Origin of the sequence: Flagellimonas myxillae, from assembly GCF_023502235.1 — a bacterium.
GTDB lineage: Bacteria > Bacteroidota > Bacteroidia > Flavobacteriales > Flavobacteriaceae > Flagellimonas > Flagellimonas myxillae.
Map to the genome: position 1 here is coordinate 605,049 of NZ_JAMFLY010000002.1, position 20,932 is coordinate 625,980.

General features: G+C 45.2%; 4 protein-coding genes. All 4 read left to right on the forward strand.

Translation table 11 applies throughout. From position 1 onward, the window contains the following. Positions 1–107 precede the first annotated feature (107 nt). Positions 108–1,472, forward strand: coding sequence for an aldehyde dehydrogenase (locus M3P07_RS11235; RefSeq protein ID WP_249970005.1), 1,365 nt, complete (start codon positions 108–110; stop codon positions 1,470–1,472). A 172-nt stretch (positions 1,473–1,644) separates the two neighbouring features. Continuing rightward, positions 1,645–9,690, forward strand: coding sequence for a BspA family leucine-rich repeat surface protein (locus M3P07_RS11240; RefSeq protein ID WP_249970006.1), 8,046 nt, complete (start codon positions 1,645–1,647; stop codon positions 9,688–9,690). Then, positions 9,687–10,385 carry a hypothetical protein gene (locus M3P07_RS11245; RefSeq protein WP_249970007.1) on the forward strand — a complete coding sequence of 233 codons (699 nt, stop codon included), beginning with the start codon at positions 9,687–9,689 and terminating at the stop codon, positions 10,383–10,385. The genes M3P07_RS11240 and M3P07_RS11245 overlap by 4 nt, the downstream gene beginning before the upstream one ends. 390 nt (positions 10,386–10,775) lie before the next feature. Further along, entirely contained in the window at positions 10,776–20,897 is a 10,122-nt protein-coding gene (locus tag M3P07_RS11250) for a PKD domain-containing protein (protein WP_249970008.1), read from the forward strand. The last annotated feature ends 35 nt before the right edge of the window (positions 20,898–20,932 follow it).

The following is a 20,932-nucleotide window of genomic DNA, read 5'->3' on the forward strand; positions in this document are numbered from 1 at the left end:
AAAGGTTGGAATCATTTTGATTAGATTAGTTTTGTGATTGGGAATTCCCGGATGGAAACATTCGGGATATTCTTTTTATTTCAGAATACGTATTACCAAACAAAGCCATGGAAGTACCGAAGAAACAACGGGATTTTTTTGCCTCACAGAAAACAAAGGATGTAGCGTATAGAAAAAAGGCATTAAAGCGCTTGCAAAAAGAAATTTTGGCAAGGGAGGATGATGTCTGTAAAGCACTCTACGCCGATTTTAAGAAACCAGAGTTTGAAACCTTGGTGGCGGAAACCCAATTTGTTTTGGCAGAGTTAAAGGTCATGTTGAAAAACATGGAATTTTGGGCCCGTCCCGAACGTGTTTCTTCCATCCTTGCCAATTGGCCTTCGTCCGATTATCTCTATCGGGAACCGTACGGTACGGTTTTGCTTATTGCCCCTTGGAATTATCCTTTCCAATTGGTATTTGCTCCTTTGGTTGGGGCAGTGGCAGCCGGAAATACGGTCGTGGTGAAGCCATCAGAACTAACCCCAAATACATCCCAAATAATCACAGAAATAGTTGCTAAGGTTTTTGAACCCGGGCATGTGTCCGTGGTGGAGGGTGGTGTGGAAGTTTCCCAACAACTGCTGGTCCAAAAATGGGATTATATTTTCTTTACCGGCAGTACCAAGGTGGGGCAAATCGTTTACGAAAGCGCAGCAAAACACCTCACCCCCGTGACTTTGGAACTGGGAGGTAAAAACCCTTGTATTGTAGACGATTCAGCTTCCATAAAACTGACGGCCAAACGCATTGTTTGGGGAAAATTCCTGAATGCCGGACAAACGTGCATAGCCTCCGATTACATCTTGGTGCACCGCAAAGTGAAAGCGGCCCTTATCGAGGCGCTGAAAAAGAGTATTCAAGATGGTTTTGGGGATATAAGCCAGGCCTCCGATGATTATGCCCGAATCGTTAACGAAAAACACCATGCCCGACTAAAGACCATGCTTGAAGGTCAGGATATTCTTTTTGGAGGGATTTCTGATGATACCGACAATTATTTGTCCCCAACCTTGGTGGACGAACCCCAAATGGACAGTCCTTTAATGGAAGGTGAGATTTTCGGACCCATCCTTCCCATCATTGCATACGAAACGGAAGAAGATATTGACAATCACATATCCCATTACGGCAAGCCATTGGCCACCTACATTTTTTCGAACCGGAAATCGTTCCAAAAGAAAATGTTGGACAAATACAGCTTTGGCGGAGGTTGCATCAACGATACGGTCATCCAGATATCCAATAAAAAGCTTCCCTTTGGCGGCGTTGGTGCAAGTGGTTTGGGAGGGTATCATGGGAAAGCCTCTTTCGAGATATTTTCCAATCAAAAGGGGATCATTAAAAAGGCCAATTGGTTTGACGCCCCACTCCGGTATCCCCCGTACAAGCTCCCGAACAAGATTGTTAAAATGATCAAGCACTTGTTTTAAGTGAACGTTTCGCAATAAATTGCTAGAACCCCATCACTTGATTTTCCGTCTAGTAAAATCAAATTGGGACTGACTTTACAAAGGTGGCTCAGCCATTAATTTGACTATTTATCGAATAGGGGTTTGTTGGCTTGGATTAATTGCTATTTTAGGCGCCTAATCTGCTCCACCTATGCTAAAAGGCTACATTGCTACAATTCTTTTTCTTTATTCTTTTGTTGTTTTTCCCCAAGATTTTGTAACCACCTGGAAAACAGATAATATAGGTGCTACTGGGAACAATCAGATCAGTATTCCGACCCACACAAGTTCAACCTATGACTATACGGTGGACTGGGGAGATGGTAGTTCGGATACGAACGTGACCGGCGATATTACCCATACCTATGCGATTCCCGGCACCTATACGGTTACCATTTCCGGTCTATTCCCTAGAATATATTTTGAAGATCTTTTGAATACCAAAGATCCAATGAAGCTATTGACGGTGGAACAATGGGGAAGCAACCCATGGCAATCCATGTTCGGTGCGTTTTCAGGGTGTGGAAATATGGATGTTGTAGCTACAGACGTCCCGGACCTATCTCTGGTTACGGATTTAGCCAGGATGTTCCAGGGGTGTACCCTCTTGGTGGGGAATAATTCTTTTACCACCTGGGATATGACCACCGTATTGTACATGGGGGAAATGTTCGAGGATGCTACTATGTTCAACCAACCCATAGGATCTTGGGACGTTAGCGGGGTGGAGACCATGAATAGCTTGTTTAGAGGTGCCTTGGCCTTTGACCAGGACATTAGTGGATGGGATACCGGAAACATCATGTGGATGAGTCAAATGTTTATGGGTACCTCCTTTAATCCTGATATAAGCGGTTGGGACACTTCAAGTTTGACCGATATGTCCTTTATGTTTGAGATGAATGATACATTCAATCGGGATATTTCATCGTGGGACACAAGCAACGTTAGATGGATGAGTAGGGCCTTTTTGGGTGCAACAGCATTTAACCAAGATATTAGCTCCTGGGATGTGGGTAGTGCAGAATTCATGAGCGAAGTTTTTTCCGGAGCCTCCTCCTTCAATCAAGATTTAAGTACCTGGAATATTGCAAAGGCTAGCAATATGACATCCATATTTGACGATTCCGGACTATCGGACGAAAATTATAACAATATCCTAATTGGATGGAGCAATCTGCCCACATTACAGGAAGACGTCAAGTTTGGGGCAAGCGGAAACCAGTTTTGTGAAGGGGGTCCTGCGCGACAAAACCTTATTGTCACGTATAATTGGGAGATAAATGATGGTGGAATCTCTGCAGGGTGCACTGTGGACCAACAAAGAGCTTTTGTTACCACATGGCAGATCAGCGATGCAAGCAATCCGGCTGTAATTCCCACCCATCCTAGCGAAAGTTATTCGTATACAGTGGATTGGGGTGACGGAAATGTGGATTCAGACGTTACGGGAAATGCTTCACATACTTATAGTCAAACGGGTACCTACGATATTGCCATAACCGGGACCTTTCCCAGAATACATTTTAACTCTGGGACTGTAAATGCTGCTTTAATTGAAAATGTGATACAATGGGGGGATATGGAATGGACGTCGATGGAAGGAGCGTTTTCCAATTGTGTAAACTTGGATGTCACCGCCAAGGACACACCCAACTTATCGCTGGCAACTTCGGCCAACAGCATGTTCAGTAATTGTTCATCCTTGGTTGGAAATACAAGCTTAAATAAATGGGATGTTTCTGGATTGGTGGATGTGGGTGAAATGTTTTCGGGAGCAACCCAATTCAATCAAATTCTTTCAAATTGGAACACATCAAGCGTTACCAATATGTTCAGAATGTTCTACCAGAGTGGATTTCAGAACAGTTTGGGTACTTGGGATGTTTCCAATGTCGGCAATCTTACCGAAGTGTTGACGGGCAGTCAACTCACTACTGTAAATTTTGATAACACCCTTGTCGCATGGAGTCAGTTGGGGAGCCTTCAAAACAATCTGCAATTTGATACAGGATCTAGTGAATATTGTTTGGGCGCAACTGCCAGACAATCTATAATAGATAGTTACGGATGGACCATTAACGACAATGGGGAAAATTGCCCAACACAAAATGCCTTTGTCACTACTTGGAAAACCGACAACGAAGGCATGTCGGAAGACAATGCCCTTTCCATCCCAATTGTAGGCGGGCCATACACGATTGATTGGGGGGATGGAACCGTGGAAATAGATTTGTTTGGTACAGCTACCCATACGTACACCACAGTTGGGACATATACGGTTTCCATTGTTGCAGATGCCGTCTCCATACAACATAACAGCTATCCTGGCAATGAGGCGTTCAGCGATGCCACCAAGCTATTGGAAATAAATCAATGGGGAGATATACAATGGAACTCCATGTTGGCGGCTTTTGCCGGATGCTCAAATATGGATGTTGTGGCCTATGATGTTCCTGATTTTTCAGGACTAACCTCCCTTTTTGGAATGTTTTCCTATTGTGGTTCTTTAAAAGGAAATGCCACGTTCAACGCTTGGGATATTTCCAACATTGACAATTTAACCCAGGTTTTTTACGTATGCTCCCAATTCAATGCAGATATTTCCAATTGGGATGTAAGTAATGTAACAGCCATAAGCAATCTTTTTGTCAACTGCTCCATTTTTAACCAGGACATTTCCAATTGGGATGTTTCCAGCGTTACAGATATGGGCGGAATGTTCAGTGGAGCTATTCAGTTTAATCAGGACATATCCGGTTGGAATGTATCCAATGTCACCAGTATGAGGAGTATGTTTCAACACTCAGAATTTAACCAAGACATTTCTGGGTGGGATGTATCCAATGTTACCGATATGACCGCCATGTTTAACCAAACTCCGAATTTTAATCAGGACATTTCTGGATGGGATGTTTCCAGTGTAACGGATATGAGCAGTATGTTTGGCGGAACTGGGGCATTTAACCAAGATATATCCGGATGGGATGTATCCAATGTCACCCGCATGTGGGCGACCTTTTCAAATTCAACAGTGTTTAACCAAGACATATCGGGATGGGATGTATCCAATGTTACCAACATGTTTTGGTTGTTTGCCCGTGCTACTGCGTTCAATCAGGATTTGGGCAATTGGGATGTTTCCAAGGTTACCGATATGACCGACATATTTGAAAGTGGTAATATGTCCAACTATAATTATGATAGAACCTTGATAGGCTGGGCAGGCCTTCCGTCCTTGCAGTTCGGGGTTACATTTGATGCCCCACAAAACCAATATTGTGCGTCAGAGGAAGCTAGACAGAACATAATTGACACCTATAATTGGATAATCAATGATGGTGGGGAACTTAGCAATTGTGGAAGTCCATTTGTCACTACTTGGAAAACGGATAATCCTGGTCTTTCAGAGGATAATCAGATAACTATTCCAACTTTTCCAGGAGAAACATACGACTATACAGTGGATTGGGGTGATGGCTCTACGGATTCCAATGTAACCGGTGATATTACCCATACCTATGCCACTCCAGGAACCTATACGGTTTCCATAACCGGCGTATTCCCAAGGATTTACTTTAACGACTTTACCCTTAATTTTTCTGATTTCACCGGAGATGAGTTAAAGCTTTTGACCATAGAACAATGGGGCAACATACATTGGACCTCCATGGAAGCGGCCTTTGCCGGATGCTGGAACCTCCAGTTCAATGCAACGGACATTCCTGACTTGACTAGCGTAAGCAGCACCCGCAACATGTTTTACAATTGTTTGTTCTTCGCGGGCAATGAAAGTTTTGCCGATTGGGACGTGAGCGTGGTAACCGATATGGCCTACATGTTCGACAAAACTACTTTTGATCAAGACATCTCCGCATGGGATGTTTCCAATGTTGAGTATATGTCCTATATGTTTTATAGCAGTCGGTTCAATCATGATATAAATGGTTGGGACGTAAGCAATGTTCGATGGATGGAGGGGATGTTCTCAAGTGGGCAATTCAACCAAGACCTTTCCAATTGGGACGTTAGCAAGGTTATGAGCATGGAGCACATGTTCAGCAGCACTTATTTCAATCAGGATATCTCTTCTTGGGATGTTTCAAGTGTTACCAATATGACCTATATGTTCACCCAGGGACATTTTGACCAGGATATTAGCGGTTGGGACGTTTCCAATGTTTCGGCCATGGATTTTATGTTCGATGCCTCTGATCTGTCCGATGAAAATTACGATAACATACTCTTGGGATGGAGCCAGCTTGCTTCGCTACAAAACGGAGTGAATTTAGGGGCTAATGAGGCCTATTATTGTGATTCTGAAGCAGCCAGGGCACTTCTTATAAACACCTACGGATGGACCATAAATGATTTGGGAATAAACTGTGAGGCACCAATTCCCTTTATCACTACTTGGAAAACAGATAATCCCGGACCATCTGAAGATAATCAGATCACCATTCCTACACATCCATTGGAGAATTATGATTACACTGTGGATTGGGGGGATGGCTCAACCGATGAAGGGGTCACTGGAGATTTTACCCACACCTATGCCTCACCCGGAACCTATCAGGTGACCATCTCGGGAAAGTTCCCAGGAGTGTTTTTTAATGGCTCTCCAAATGGCCACAGTATAGCACCCACAGATTCTGATGATCAAAAGATACTTTCTGTTGATCAATGGGGCAATAATAGATGGTTTACCACAACCTACGCCTTTGCTGGATGTTCCAATTTGGATGTTTTGGCCACAGACGAACCGGATTTTTCCAGGTCGGGACTTAATACTTCCGGAATGTTCAGGGATTGTGCATCCCTTGTCGGAAACGACTCTTTCAATGCTTGGGAAGTGGCGAATGTAACGGTAATGGGCTATATGTTTAGTGAAGCAAGCCTATTTGACCAAGATTTGGGAAGTTGGGATGTATCCAATGTACTGGACATGGCCTCCATGTTTGATGGAAGCGGATTGTCTACCGCAAATTATGATAAAACATTAAAGGGATGGAGTGCATTACCGTCCTTGGCGAATGGCATTTGGTTAGGCGCCAACAACACTCAATATTGTACTTCCGAAACCGAAAGACAACTTATAATCGATACCTATGGATGGAACATCAACGATGGGGGCAAGGCTCCAGATGGTTGTGAATTGGTAGGAGCTTTTGTAACCACATGGAAAACGGACAATCCTGGAGTATCCAACAATAACCAAATTACCATTCCCACTACCGGTGGAGGTTACAACTACGATGTTGATTGGGGAGATGGAAACGTAGACCTTGGAGTTACTGGGGATATCACCCACACCTACGATGTTCCTGGAACTTACGATGTTGCCATTAAAGGGGACTTCCCTCAAATATATTTTGTAAACCAGGGAGATAGGGAAAAGATATTATCGGTAAAGCAATGGGGCCATATATCCTGGAGATCCATGCTCAATGCCTTTCACGGTTGCTCAAACTTGGATGTGGAAGCCACAGATATTCCGGATTTGAGCAATGTAACTACCACCCAATACATGTTTAGGTTATGTGGGTCTCTTGTGGGGAATGGCACTTTTAATGGCTGGGACACAAGTACGGTCACCAGCATGGATTTTATGTTCCGGGAAGCCACCCAATTTAATCAAGATATTTCTGGATGGGACACCGGGCAGGTGAATTCCATGATTGGCATGTTTCTAGATGCGAAGGCGTTTGATCAAAACATTGGTTCTTGGGATGTTCAGAATGTGAGCAGTTTGGACCGAACATTCAGTGGAGCGGAGGTGTTCAATCAGGATCTGGCCAATTGGAATGTTTCCAATGTTTCCAATATGTGGTCGATGTTTGCCAACGCCCTTGCCTTTAATCAGAATTTAGGAGATTGGGATGTATCCAATGTGTCCAATATGACTTCCATCTTTGATGGCGCGGGAATGTCAACTTCAAATTATGACCAAACCTTAATGGGTTGGAGTGCATTACCATCATTAACCAATGGTGTTGTGCTAGGTGCGAACAATGCACAATATTGCGCATCCGAATCTGAAAGACAACAGATTATCGATACCTATGGATGGACAATAAATGATGGTGGAAAGGCCGTTATCGGGTGCCAAGTGGAAGATGCGTTTATCACGACATGGAAAACGGACAATCCTGGATTTTCAGACGACAACCAAGTTTCGATTTCTACCTCGGCGCCAGCAGGTGGAACGTATAACTACAATGTGGATTGGGGTGACGGAACTGCGGATAGTGGTGTGACCGGGAATATTGTGCACACCTATAGCACACCGGGAGTTTATCAAATTGTTATTTCGGGGGAGTTTCCCAGGATAAACTTCAATGGCAATAATGCAGATAATGAAAAGATTTTGCAGATTAATCAATGGGGGTCTATACAGTGGACTTCGATGGCTGCTGCCTTTGCAGGGTGCAGCAATCTTGATGTGGTGGCTGACGATGTTCCAGACCTTTCCAATGTTTCATCAACTGCACGAATGTTTTCGGGATGTACTTCCTTGGTCGGGAATGGAGCTTTCCAAAATTGGCCAATGGGAACTATCACGATTACCGATAGCATGTTTGCCCTAGCGGAACAATTCAATGCGGATATTTCCAATTGGGATGTTTCAAACGTCACTAGCATGTTTGCCATGTTCAACGGGGCAACTTCCTTTAATCAAAATATTGGTTCTTGGAATGTTGCGAATGTTACCAATTTGGGTGGCATGTTTGCCAATTCCGGATTCAACCAGGATATATCAGCTTGGGATGTTGGGAACGTAACGGATTTGGGAGGAATGTTTAGCAGTAATACTGTTTTCAACCAAGATATTTCTACCTGGGATGTGGGCACCGTAACCGATATGTCGTCCATGTTCCATAATGCCGAAAGTTTCAATCAGGATGTATCGGCTTGGGATGTTTCCAATGTTACGGATATGACGAACATGTTTAATACAGCCATATCCTTTAATGCAAATATTGGAAACTGGGATGTGGGCAATGTTCAAGTCATGGTAGGAATGTTTCAAAGTGCTACCGCTTTTGATCAAGACTTGGGTTTATGGGATGTTGGCAACCTAAGCAGTACCATGTGGATGTTTGCCGGAGCCACTTCCTTTGATCAAAGTCTCGCCGGTTGGAACGTCCAGAATGTGTCGAATATGGGCCTCATGTTTGATATGACTGGATTGTCTTCAGAAAACTACGATTCCACACTTAAAGCCTGGGCACAACTACCTTCTTTGCAAATTGGGGTGTCGTTCGATGCAGGTAGTAGTCTATATTGCACTGGGGAAGACGCAAGACAAGCGTTGATAGACAATTTTGGTTGGACCATTTCCGATGGGGGCAAAATTCCCTTGTGCAATGAAGATAATGATGGGGACGGGATTTTGGATCAAGTGGATTCCTGTCTGGACACTAGACCTGGGGCAAATGTAGGTCCCGACGGATGTGAGATGATTCCAAATAATGCAATTAAGGTTTATGCCCTTACACCGAGCTGTATAGGGAGTCAGGATGGGGCCATTGAGATTGCTGTGGAAACAACAGGCCTTGAGATGGATATTGTTTTGGAAGGTTCCGGGGCTCCTGCCCAATACAACGATGTGTCAACCTCTGCCCCGTTTAACATTACCGACCTTGCTGCAGGGAATTACACCCTGACCATTTCCATTCCGGAAATAGTATTTGAACAGCAATACGGTATTACAATCAACGAAGTTGACAACATTACCGGAAAGCGAACTTCCTTGGAAAACAAAACCAATGCGGTTGTGTATGAAGTATCCGGAAGTACAGCATATGAGGTGGTGGTAAATGGCAAAGCCCGTTTCTTTAACTTCATTGATACCTATAGTCAAACCATCCGATTGGATAATTTGGATACCTACAACGAGATTACCATAAAAGGCTCAAGTGATTGCCAAGGAAAGGTAGCCGATACCTTTTTTATGGGCGAAACAATCTTGGTCTACCCCACAATTACATCAGATAAAATAAACCTTATTGGGGATTATGATCACCTTACTGTCGGAGTATTTAGTATGGCGGGGCAACTTGTAAAGCACGACGAAGTAAATGGGGCAACCGGGTTTACCAAAACGATGGATGTGAGTGCCTTGGAATCTGGAATGTACATGGTCCGAATTGTGGCGGACAATAAAGAGAAAACTGTGAAAATTGTAAAGAAATGAAGATAGGGAATCAACTTTTTTGGTATTTGGCAATTGCATTAGTAGTGCAGGCTTGCTCAAGTGGAGGAAACGATGATCGCGAAACGCCCCCTGTGGAAACGAAAAATCCGCCAGCCAAGGTAGTGGGAACACTACCGGAAAATGGGGAGCCCTGTTCTGATTATGAAACGGTATCGGGCAATGATACCAAAGTTTTGGTCCAGTTTAAATGGAATTCCGCACAATTTGCACAAAGCTATGAGCTGACCGTCCGCGATAATGACTCCGAAGTTTTTAATGCATCATTTTCTGCCTTGGAGACCAAAGTGGAATTAGATCGTGGAAAAACATATACATGGAATTTAATGTCCATAAATGATGATGGCTCCACAAATGGCGATACATATTCCTTTACCACTCCGGGCGTTCAGGTTGGAAATTATGCTCCATATGCAGCAGAGATTGAGGTTGAGTTTGTAGAGGCAGATACTGAGATGACCATATCTTGGATTGGAAGCGATGAAGACGGGGATTCCTTGACCTATGATGTGTTTGTTTTGATTGATGATGAAACTATATCGGAAACCTTGGAAACAGAAACCACACAACTCGCCCCAATTGTTTACATTTCTGGGACAGTATATTCCATACGGGTGATATCCAAGGACGGAAACGGAAACTCTTCCATTTCTGAATTGCAGGTTCAGGCACCGTAATTTTGATTTAGGACATTATATACCCTTTCATCTGCCGAAATTCCCATTATTTTTTTGTAGGAAAAAATCTCCTCTTTCGTAAGAGGCGTGTGTACTTGTGTTTTCCCAATATGCTTCAGCGAGGACTTGGATTTGGAACGTGGAATCCCTTTGGATTTTAGCGTCTAATAATCTGTATATCAACTAATTTTCCTAGTGCTTTAGCGCATATCCACTTCAAATTGTTCAAGGATTCCCCTTTACTTCCCTGGAAATCCTTCAAAACACCCATCGATTATCCGATGTTTCACAACAAATGATCGATGAAATACAACATATTTTCTATTTAACCGATGCTAGTAGATATGTTTGAATATTCTTACATGTAAGATCAACCTCATTTTTTAAACTATGTACAGACCTCTAACCCGCCAAAAAAAAGAAGCCTTTTTCTTATTTTTTTTGTTGTTTGCAGCAATTCAATGGGGTAACGCCCAGAACTGTTCCGTAAACGCTGGGATACCGGAGACGATATGCGAAAATATAGCGACATACACCCTGTTCGGTTCAACTTCTGGTCTAGTTCAAAGTGGCCCGACTTGGTCACAGGTAGGTGGCCCATCCGTAATAATTGTTGATCCCTTAAATATAAATACCCAAGTAAATGGACTGGTCGGGGGAAACACATATACCTTCCGTCTAAGTGCGGTTTGTACCGATGGAACCCCACAGTTTCAAGATGTTGATATTACTGTACAACCCATAACGGTTTCAGATGCAGGAAACGACATAGCATCCTGTCCGGATAATACCGGTGCGGTCAGCACCAATGCAAATACCCCATTGAACGGTGGGGAAACAGGGGCTTGGAGTATCGTAGGAGCCAACAATGCCGGGGTTACCATCAACACCCCAAATTCTCCAACAACCACCCTTACCTTGGCCGAATCCAGTGCTGGAACAACGACTTTGGAATGGACCATTACCGGCCCGGAGTATGCTCCTGGCTTATCCTGCGAATCGAGTTCTACCATTACGGTTACCAATTATGGAGGTGTTTCTGTAGTTGATGCAGGACCGGATCAAAATTTGGATAATTGCTATACACTTACCCAGTCCACCAATTTGGCCGGTAGCTTTGGTGGGAACAATATCAATGGACAAGTAGGAACTTGGTCCTTTGTTAGTGGGCCAAATACGCCTGTAATCGCTAATGCAAATACTAACAATACCAACGTATCCAATCTTATTGAGGGAACCTATACCTTCAGATGGTCTGTAAGTGGCCCTTGTGCCAGTGGCGAGGACACCATGTCCATAACCGTTGCGGAAGCAACACAAGATATTACTACCGCTTCCCTTCAAGATGATAACATTCGCTTTTGTGATGCCAGTATAACAACGGTTACCCTTATTGGATCCGTTCCTCTTTTTACTGATGAAACGGTAACTTGGACACAGACCTCTGGTCCCGTTGCTGGAGTAAATATTTTAAGCCCCAATTCCAGTACCACCCAAATTACAGGTCTGGACGGTAGTAGCACCTACCAGTTCACCTATACCATAGAAAATGGAACGACTTTGTGTAGTGATAGTGCAACCGCCACGGTGCAATATTCTACAGCACCTGTATCCATAACAGCGAACGGCGGAAGTGATATTGTAGCTGCTTGTGGGATCACGAGTGTGGATATTCCCTTTGTGACTACAGGAAATGGAACCAATACCTATAGCATAGTAAGTGGCCCAAGTGGTTCCACATTGGTGGACCCTGGAACCTTTAGCAATACGGGAGGAACTCCGCTAAACATCAATTTTGATGTGGAAGGGACCTACACGGTTCTTTTGAGAAGGTCACTGAACGGCTCTATCCAGACCGGTTGCGATGTGGCGACAGATGCAATCAATGTAACGGTGGCCATGACACCCACAGCTGCTAACGCTGGAACAGACCAGACCTTGGCCTGTAACGTGGTGGATACTGATATCACTGGAAATATTGTCACGGTGGGAAGTTCCCTATGGTCTCAAATAAGTGGGCCTAACCAGGCCACCATTGCAAGTCCCTACGCAAGAACTACCAACGTTGCCAATCTGATTCCTGGAACTTATGTGTTCCAATATGCTATTTCGGGAGGAAATGCCTGTGCGCCTTCCCAGGAAGATACCGTGGAGATCATAGTTTCTTCGGATGCACCTGTTGCAACGGACGCAGGTCTGGACCAAACGATATGTTTCGGAGCCCCAACAATTTTGGCCGCAAATGCCGTTCCATCATCCAATTTAGAAGGTGTTTGGACGGTTGATACTGCACCAGTAGGAGCTACCATAGTTTTTGCCGATGCCAATGATCCCAACACCTTGGTTTCCGGATTGGATGACCCCAATGAAATCTATATTTTCCGTTGGACAATCTCCAATCCAGATGACCCTGCTTGTCCAAATCCTGGAACAGATACAGTTACTATAAGTACGAATGCCACCCAAGGACCGACTTTGGCCGATGCCGGGGCGGACCAATGTGTGGGTACTGGGGTTACAACGGTGACTTTGGTAGGAAATCAACCTGCAGGGGACGAGATAGGAACATGGTCTGCTGTTCCTGCTGTGGGAATTGCCTTTGATGACCCCAATCAATTTGATACAGATGCCACCATTACGGTGGAGCAAAGCTATATACTAACTTGGACCATCTCCAAAATTGCACCCGGATGTCAAGATACTTCAGATGAGGTTGAAATAACCATTGGACCCGATGCCATTGCGGATGCAGGACCTGATCAAACCGAATGTCAATCCACATTCACTATGGATGCCTCAGGCTCGGTAGGAAGTGGGGGATTTTGGACGCAGATTTCCGGACCTGGCGGTTTTTCTTTTGATGACGATACCAGTCCTACGGCCCAGGTAACATTTACCTATTCTGGTCAATATGTATTTGAATGGACAGCAAACAATGGAAGTTGCTCCTCAGATACCGACCAAGTTACCTTGAATGTCGGAATTCCGCCTACAACGGCGGTGGTTACCAGTCCATCCGAAACCATTTGTTCCGCTACCACGGTAATCCTTGATGGAAATGCCTTCAATAGTGATATTGAAAACGGGTATTGGACCCTACTCTCTGGGGCTCCAAATACACCAACCTTTTCCGATATCAACGACCCTAATGCCACAGTTACCGGCATGGTATCGGGTAGCTATACCTTTAGATGGACCATTGCGGGAGATAGCAACTGCCCTACAAGTTTTGCGGATAAAACAGTGGATGTATACGTGCCAGCAAATGCCGGTCCGGATATGGAATTGTGTAATGTCCAAAACTTTTTGTTGGAAGCCACTTTTGGTTCAACGGGAACTTGGGTTCAGACTTTTGGACCCGGGGTGGGAGGTGCTCCCGGAACCCCGGCGACGATAACCCAAAATCCCGTGGGAAGCAATGTGGCCGAGGTCAGCGATATTGTCTTGGGAAGCTTTTACATTTTTGAATTTACAACCAACTATCCCGGAGCAACGGGATGCGGAAATACTTCGGACCAGGTTCAAGTGGAATCCAGTGGACTTCCTTCTGTATTGCCTGATGCAGGTCCGGACCAACTCCTTTGTATTGGAGACTTGGTAGTTCCCAATCAGACCACTTTGGCAGGTAACATGCCACCGGATGATGTGGATGAGGCTACTTGGAGTTTTACAGAACAGCCGGCTGGAAGCACAGCGGTAATCACAAACGTAAATGACCCAACCTCCACAATCACAGGATTGACCGTACCGGGAACTTATATTCTGGAATGGAATTTTGAGGCTGGATTTTGCTTTAATACTTCGGACGTTGTTCGGATTGAGGTATATGAAGCTCCCTCGGCGGCCGATGCCGGCCCAGACCAACTTAACGCCTGTCAGTTGGAGGCGCAATTGAATGCTGTACCACCTACAGTGGGCACGGGAACTTGGACTTTGACTACCGATCCTTCAGGGGGTGCAGCGGTCATCGATAATCCAAACTCGCCCACATCCACCTTATCAAATATTACAGTGAATGGAACCTACATACTTACGTGGACCGTTGCACATAATAGTGTAAGTTTTGTGGATAGCCCATCAGCTTGTGATCCAACTACCGACACGGTGAGCATTACTTTCCCAGATGATGCCCCTTCTTTGGCGGACGCAGGCCCTGATCAAGAACTTTGTGCAGCTACCCAGACCAATATGGCAGCCACAGCATTGGTTATTGGAACCGGAACATGGACGCAAACTGCTGGCCCTGGGGTCGGTGGAACTCCGGGTACTCCGGCCAACATCGTGACCCCAAACAGCGAAACAACTTTGATTGACACCCTTGAGTCCGGAACCTATGAATTTACATGGACTGTGTTAAATGGAGGATGTACGTTCGAAGATACCCTTGAGGTAGTCATTTATGAAGACCCTGTAAGCACCGATGCCGGACCTGATCAAAATTTGGACCAGTTTTCATCTGTGATAATGGCGGCTGATGCGCCCATCGCCGGAACGGGTACATGGACTCAGGTTTCAGGGCCTACAACCGTAGGATTTGTAAATGAAAATGACCCCAATACGGAAGTATTCGGAGCGACTTCCGGTACCTATGTGTTTGAATGGACCGTGACCAATGGTATTTGTGCGCCCGTTTCGGACACGGTAGAAGTTGCCTTATTGGGAATCGATTTAGAGCTTTCAAAATCAGTATCTCCGACCATCGCAAATCCTGGCGATACGGTTACGTTTACCTTGGATGTTTTCAACAACGATGCCTCCAGTGCCACCGATGCAATAGGAGTAACAGTTCGGGATGTGATTCCTTCGGGCTATACACTTGTGCCTGGAACCGTGAGTAATGGTGGGGTATATAATATTGGGGATTTCTCAATTACATGGTCCAATCTATCCATTAACAACGGTGCTACTTTGAATCTAACATTTGATGCTACCGTCAACGTTTCGGGGAACTATGAAAATACAGCGGAAATTACGGGCAATGGCATTTTTGATATCGACTCTACCGTGGATAATGGTGTTCAAGGTGAGGACGATCAAGATTCGGCCCAAGTAACCATTGTGGAATCAGACTTAAGTCTGACCAAAGATATTAGTGCAGCTTCCAGTGCCACGCCAAATGTGGGAGATACGGTGGTGTATGAGATAACCATTACCAATGATGGCCCGGATACAGCTACCAATATTGCCGTGCAAGATGTAGTTCCCTCCGGACTCACAATTGGAACCATTAATAACGGGGGGGTCAACTCATCAGGAACCATAAGTTGGACCATAGCCAACCTTCCTGTTGGATCCACAACCTTAAGTTATGAATCAACGGTCAACACCCCTACAGGAACTACTGGGGAGTATACCAATGTTACCGAGATAACGGCATCCGATCAATGGGATGCGGATAGTACCCCCAATAACGATGATGGGGACCAAAGTGAAGATGACGAAGACAATTTTACCCTATCGGTTTCCGAAGAAGCAGATTTGAGTATCGCTAAAAGCGTAATAGTGGGATCATTGACCCCTAACGTGGGGGAGACCTTAACCTTTGAACTTATAGTTTCCAATGCTGGACCCAATGATGCAACTGGGGTTTCCGTAGAGGATGTATTGCCAGCCGGATTCACACTTTCTGCGGTTAATGGAGGTGGTTCCCAAGCGGGGAACACAGCTAGTTGGTCAGGATTGTTCATTCCAAATGGAGGAAACATAGCCCTTTCCTACCAGGCCTCGGTCAATACCCCAACGGGTGCACCGGGTGAATATACCAATGCTGCCCAAATTACAGGGAGTGGTCAGGTAGATACGGATAGTGACCCAACTTCTGGCTTTGGCGTAGATGATTTAGGGGATACCCTTGCCGATGACGATGAAACTAGTCTGACCCTTGTCCCACAAGAAGCTAATCTATCGGTGGACAAATCAGTGAGTGACGCTACCCCTAATGTAGGAGAGGTAGTCACTTTCACTGTTCAGGTGGATAATGCTGGACCTGATGTTGCTACCAATGTATCCATAACCGATGCGGTTCCTGATGGCTATACCATTGTGGGAGGAAGTGTTTCCAATGGCGGAATTTTTAACCTGGGAGGGTCCGAAGTGCTTTGGAATCTGGCTAACGTACCATTGGCAGGAGTAACTTTGAGTTATGAAGCGACCGTAAATGCGCCGACCGGGGCAGTTGGGGAATACCAAAACATTGTGGAAATCACAGCTTCAGATCAATACGATTCCAATAGTACACCCAATAACGATGACGGCGACCAAAGTGAAGATGATGAGGATAGCGAAACTATAATACCAGAGGCTTCAGACCTTAGTTTAGTAAAAGATATCAGCGCGGCTTCAAGCGCAACACCCAATGTGGGAGATACCGTTGTTTTTGAGTTAACCGTTACCAATGCAGGTCCAAGTGCAGCCACCAATGTGGTAGTGGAAGATATTGTTCCGATAGGCTACACCCTACAAACGGTAAATAATGGGGGGACCGATATTGCCGGTACATTCTTGACTTGGAATATTGCCAATATTCCTGTAGGTTCCACCACTGTTTCCTATGAAGTAACAGTAAATGCGCCAACCGGGGCAACTGATGAATATTTGAATACAGCCGAAATAGCAGCTGCAGATCAATTTGACCAGGACAGTAATCCTGGGAATGATGATGGCGATCAGGATGAGGACGATGAAGATTTTTATATCACCTCGCCACAGGTAATTGACTTGGAACTTGAATTGGTGGCGAGCAATCCGACTCCAGATGTGGGAGAGGTGGTAACCTTTACAGTGAATGTGAGCAATTTTGGACCGGATGCTGCCTCGGGAATTTCCATCGAAAACTTGGTGCCACCAGGCTATGCTACCATTACAGGAATAAGCAATGGGGGAACCTTTAGCTTCATTACCGATATTATTACATGGACAGGCTTAAATGTTCCTGTGGGAGCCAATGCTTTGTCATTGACTTTTAATGCCACCGTGCAAAATCCAACTGGGGCTTTGGGAGAGTTTATGCATATTGCCGAGGTGACCTTTGCCGACCAATTCGATACGGACAGCACGCCCAACAACGATGATGGAGATCAAAGTGAAGATGATGAAACCGCAGTTACCGTAGCTCCGCTTCAATCTGACCTTTCCTTGACCAAGATTGTGGTCGATAATGACATAACACCCAATGTAGGGGATGAGATAAGTTTTGAGATAACAGTGTCCAATAGTGGACCCAACGATGCTACCAATGTGGTAGTTCAAGACTTACTTCCAACCGGCTTTAACTACGTTTTGTATAGTGCGACCGCAGGAACCTATGACGATGTAACAGGACTGTGGCAGGTGGGCACCGTAGCCAACGGATCCAACGAAACCTTGATCATCGATGTTTTGGTGAACACCACTGGGGATTATACCAACATTGCCCAAATTACGGCCTCAGACGGATTTGATATTGACTCCACACCAAGCAATGGTGTTGGTGCCGAGGACGACCAAGACGAGGTGGTTGTTGTACCTGTGGCCGTGGCCGACCTTTCGTTGACCAAAAATGTGGACAATGCCAATCCCGATGTAAACACCAATGTGGTATTTACCCTAACCGTATCCAATTCGGGGCCTAGTGACGCCAACAACATAGTGGTGACCGATTTGCTGCCATCTGGATATACCTATGTCTCGGATGATAGCGGTGGAACCTACGTGGACGGAACTGGAATATGGACCGTAGGTGCCTTGGCAAACGGAGGGTCATCGACATTAAACATAACAGCAACGGTGAACCCAACTGGGGATTTCACCAACGTTGCCGAAATAACCGCTGCTGATCAACCAGACATTGATTCCACTCCAAACAATGGACTTTTAGCAGAAGATGATCAAGATGCCGCCGGAATCAGTCCGAATCCTTTAGTGGATATTTCGGTAACCAAAACAGCCGATGACTTAACGCCGAATGTTGGAGATCAGATTGTCTTTACAGTTTCTGTTCTCAATGATGGACCAAATGATGCTACCAATGTTGTGGTGACCGATTTCTTGGCTTCTGGATACGAGTTTGTGAGTGCCGCTCCATCAACTGGGGTATATGAGCCCCTTAATGGATCTTGGACCATTGGAAACCTTGCCAACGGAGGCTCGGAAACCATAGTGATCACAGCAAATGTGCTCGCCAATGGGGACTATACCAACATTGCCGAACTAACAGATTTGGCCGAAACCGATGTGGATTCGGTACCCGCCAACAACGATGATACGGAGGATGATCAACAAACCGTGGAACCTGTTCCGGTTTTGGTTTCCGACTTAATTCTTCGGAAATCTGTGGATATTCTAAGTCCTTTGGTGGGTGAAGAGGTAATTTTTAACATCAGCATTACCAACAATGGACCTAGCGATGTAACCGGGGTTGAGGTATTGGACCTTTTGCCTTCCGGATACACCTATGTTTCCAATAATAGGACAGCAGGGGTGTATACCCCGACCACGGGAATTTGGGAATTGAATGGTATCATTCCAAACGGTACCACTGAAACCTTGAATATTGTGGCCACTGTAAATGCCACTGGGGATTACTTCAATGTGACAGAGGTGTTTTCATCCAACAATTTGGACCCTAATTCAACCCCCAACAACAATAATGTTTTTGAAAACGATCAAGATAGTGCCGGAACAACCCCAATTCCAAGTTCGGATCTAAGCTTGTCCAAAACAGTGGATAATGCCAATCCGGATGTAGGGGCCAATGTAACCTTTACCGTAACCTTGACCAATGACGGATTAAGCGATGCGACAGGGGTTGTGGTTTCCGATGCCTTACCCTCAGGGTATACGTATGTTTCCGACGATTCAGGAGGGACATACAGTTCTGCAAGTGGCCTTTGGAATGTGGGAACCATTGCCGGAGGAAGCAGTATCGCGCTGAACATAGTGGCGCAAGTAAATCCAACAGGGGATTATACCAATGTTGCTGAAGTTATAGCGGTCATTCAGTTGGACCAAGACTCCACCCCTGGAAATAATGATTCCTCCGAGGATGACCAGGCGGAACAAAGTACCACACCAAGAACCGTTACGGATATTTCGGTGACCAAAACTGTGGATAACCTGAGTCCATCGGTTGGTGATGAGATTGTGTTCACGGTTACAGTGAACAACTCGGGACCCAACGATGCTTCTGGAATTGTGGTTGAAGATTTATTGGCTTCTGGCTATACGCTGGTCTCTGTACTACCCTCAACAGGGGTTTATTATGGACTTACGGGCTCTTGGGATATTGGATCCCTTGCTAATGGAGCCTCAGCTACCATGCAAATTACGGCCCAGGTACTGGCTAGTGGTGATTATAGAAATACTGCGGAGTTGATTGCGTTGGATACCTTCGATCCGGATTCCACTCCTAACAACAACCTTGGTTCTGAAGATGATCAGGATACCGTTGTACCGGTACCCGATGGATTGGCCGATTTGGAATTGACCAAGACGGTGGACAACCCAATCCCAAATGTTGGTGATGTGGTCGAATTTACCCTCAACCTGACCAATAACGGATTTAGCGATGCCACAGGAGTTGAGGTAACAGATTTGCTGCCTGTGGGATATACTTATCAATCCCATATAACCACAGCTGGAATTTACAATTCAGACACTGGTTTGTGGACCTTGAACGGGCCGGTATTTAACCTAAGCACGGAAAGCCTAATCATCCTGGCCACAGTGAATACCCCCACGGGTGTGATGGATGAATATGTAAATGTGGCCGAAATCACGGCTAGTGATTTTACAGATCCAGACAGTAACCCGAACCAAGGCATCAACACGGATGATCTTGCGGACGGAAATGCCGATGATGACGAAGCCGTTGCTTCGGTAACCCCACAAACTACGGATATCACCATTAGCAAGACGGTGGACAATACCTCCCCCAGCATCGGAGCTCAAGTTGTCTTTACCATTACTGTGGGCAACCAGGGAAGCGTGGCAGCTACCAATATTGGAATAGAAGAAATACTTCCATCAGGATATCGATTGATAACCGCCCAAGCTTCGGAAGGGATTTATGATGAAATTGCTGGATTCTGGGAGTTGGATCAATTGGCTGCCTTAGGAACTGCGAACCTTCAGTTGACCGTTGAGGTATTGGATATAGATGATTATTTAAATACCGCAAGCCTGGCCTATGTGGATCAGTTGGATACCAATAATTCCAACGATGTTGATCAAGCGGAGGTCGCCCCCACGTGTTTAACGGTCTACAATGAGTTCTCTCCGAACGGAGATGGCGTTAACGAATACTTCAAAATAGATTGTATCAACAGATACCCTAACAATGTGCTTCAGGTATATAACCGTTGGGGTACCATTGTATATGAAAAACGCTCCTATAACAACGAATGGGATGGTACTTCCACAGGAAGGGCCACCGTACAACAGGGAGATCTACTGCCTGTGGGCACCTATTACTACGTACTAGATCTGGGCGATGGCTCGGAACCGCGAACAGATTGGTTATATATAAACAGATAGGAAGATGGGTATCAGTATAAATAGAAAAGCACAAC

What these genes read in the sequence shown, in the direction of transcription:
- M3P07_RS11250 (WP_249970008.1), top strand. Translation starts at nt 10,776, where the DNA reads ATGTACAGACCTCTAACCCGCCAAAAAAAAGAAGCCTTTTTCTTATTT.
- M3P07_RS11245 (WP_249970007.1), top strand. Translation starts at nt 9,687, where the DNA reads ATGAAGATAGGGAATCAACTTTTTTGGTATTTGGCAATTGCATTAGTA.
- M3P07_RS11235 (WP_249970005.1), top strand. Translation starts at nt 108, where the DNA reads ATGGAAGTACCGAAGAAACAACGGGATTTTTTTGCCTCACAGAAAACA.
- M3P07_RS11240 (WP_249970006.1), top strand. Translation starts at nt 1,645, where the DNA reads ATGCTAAAAGGCTACATTGCTACAATTCTTTTTCTTTATTCTTTTGTT.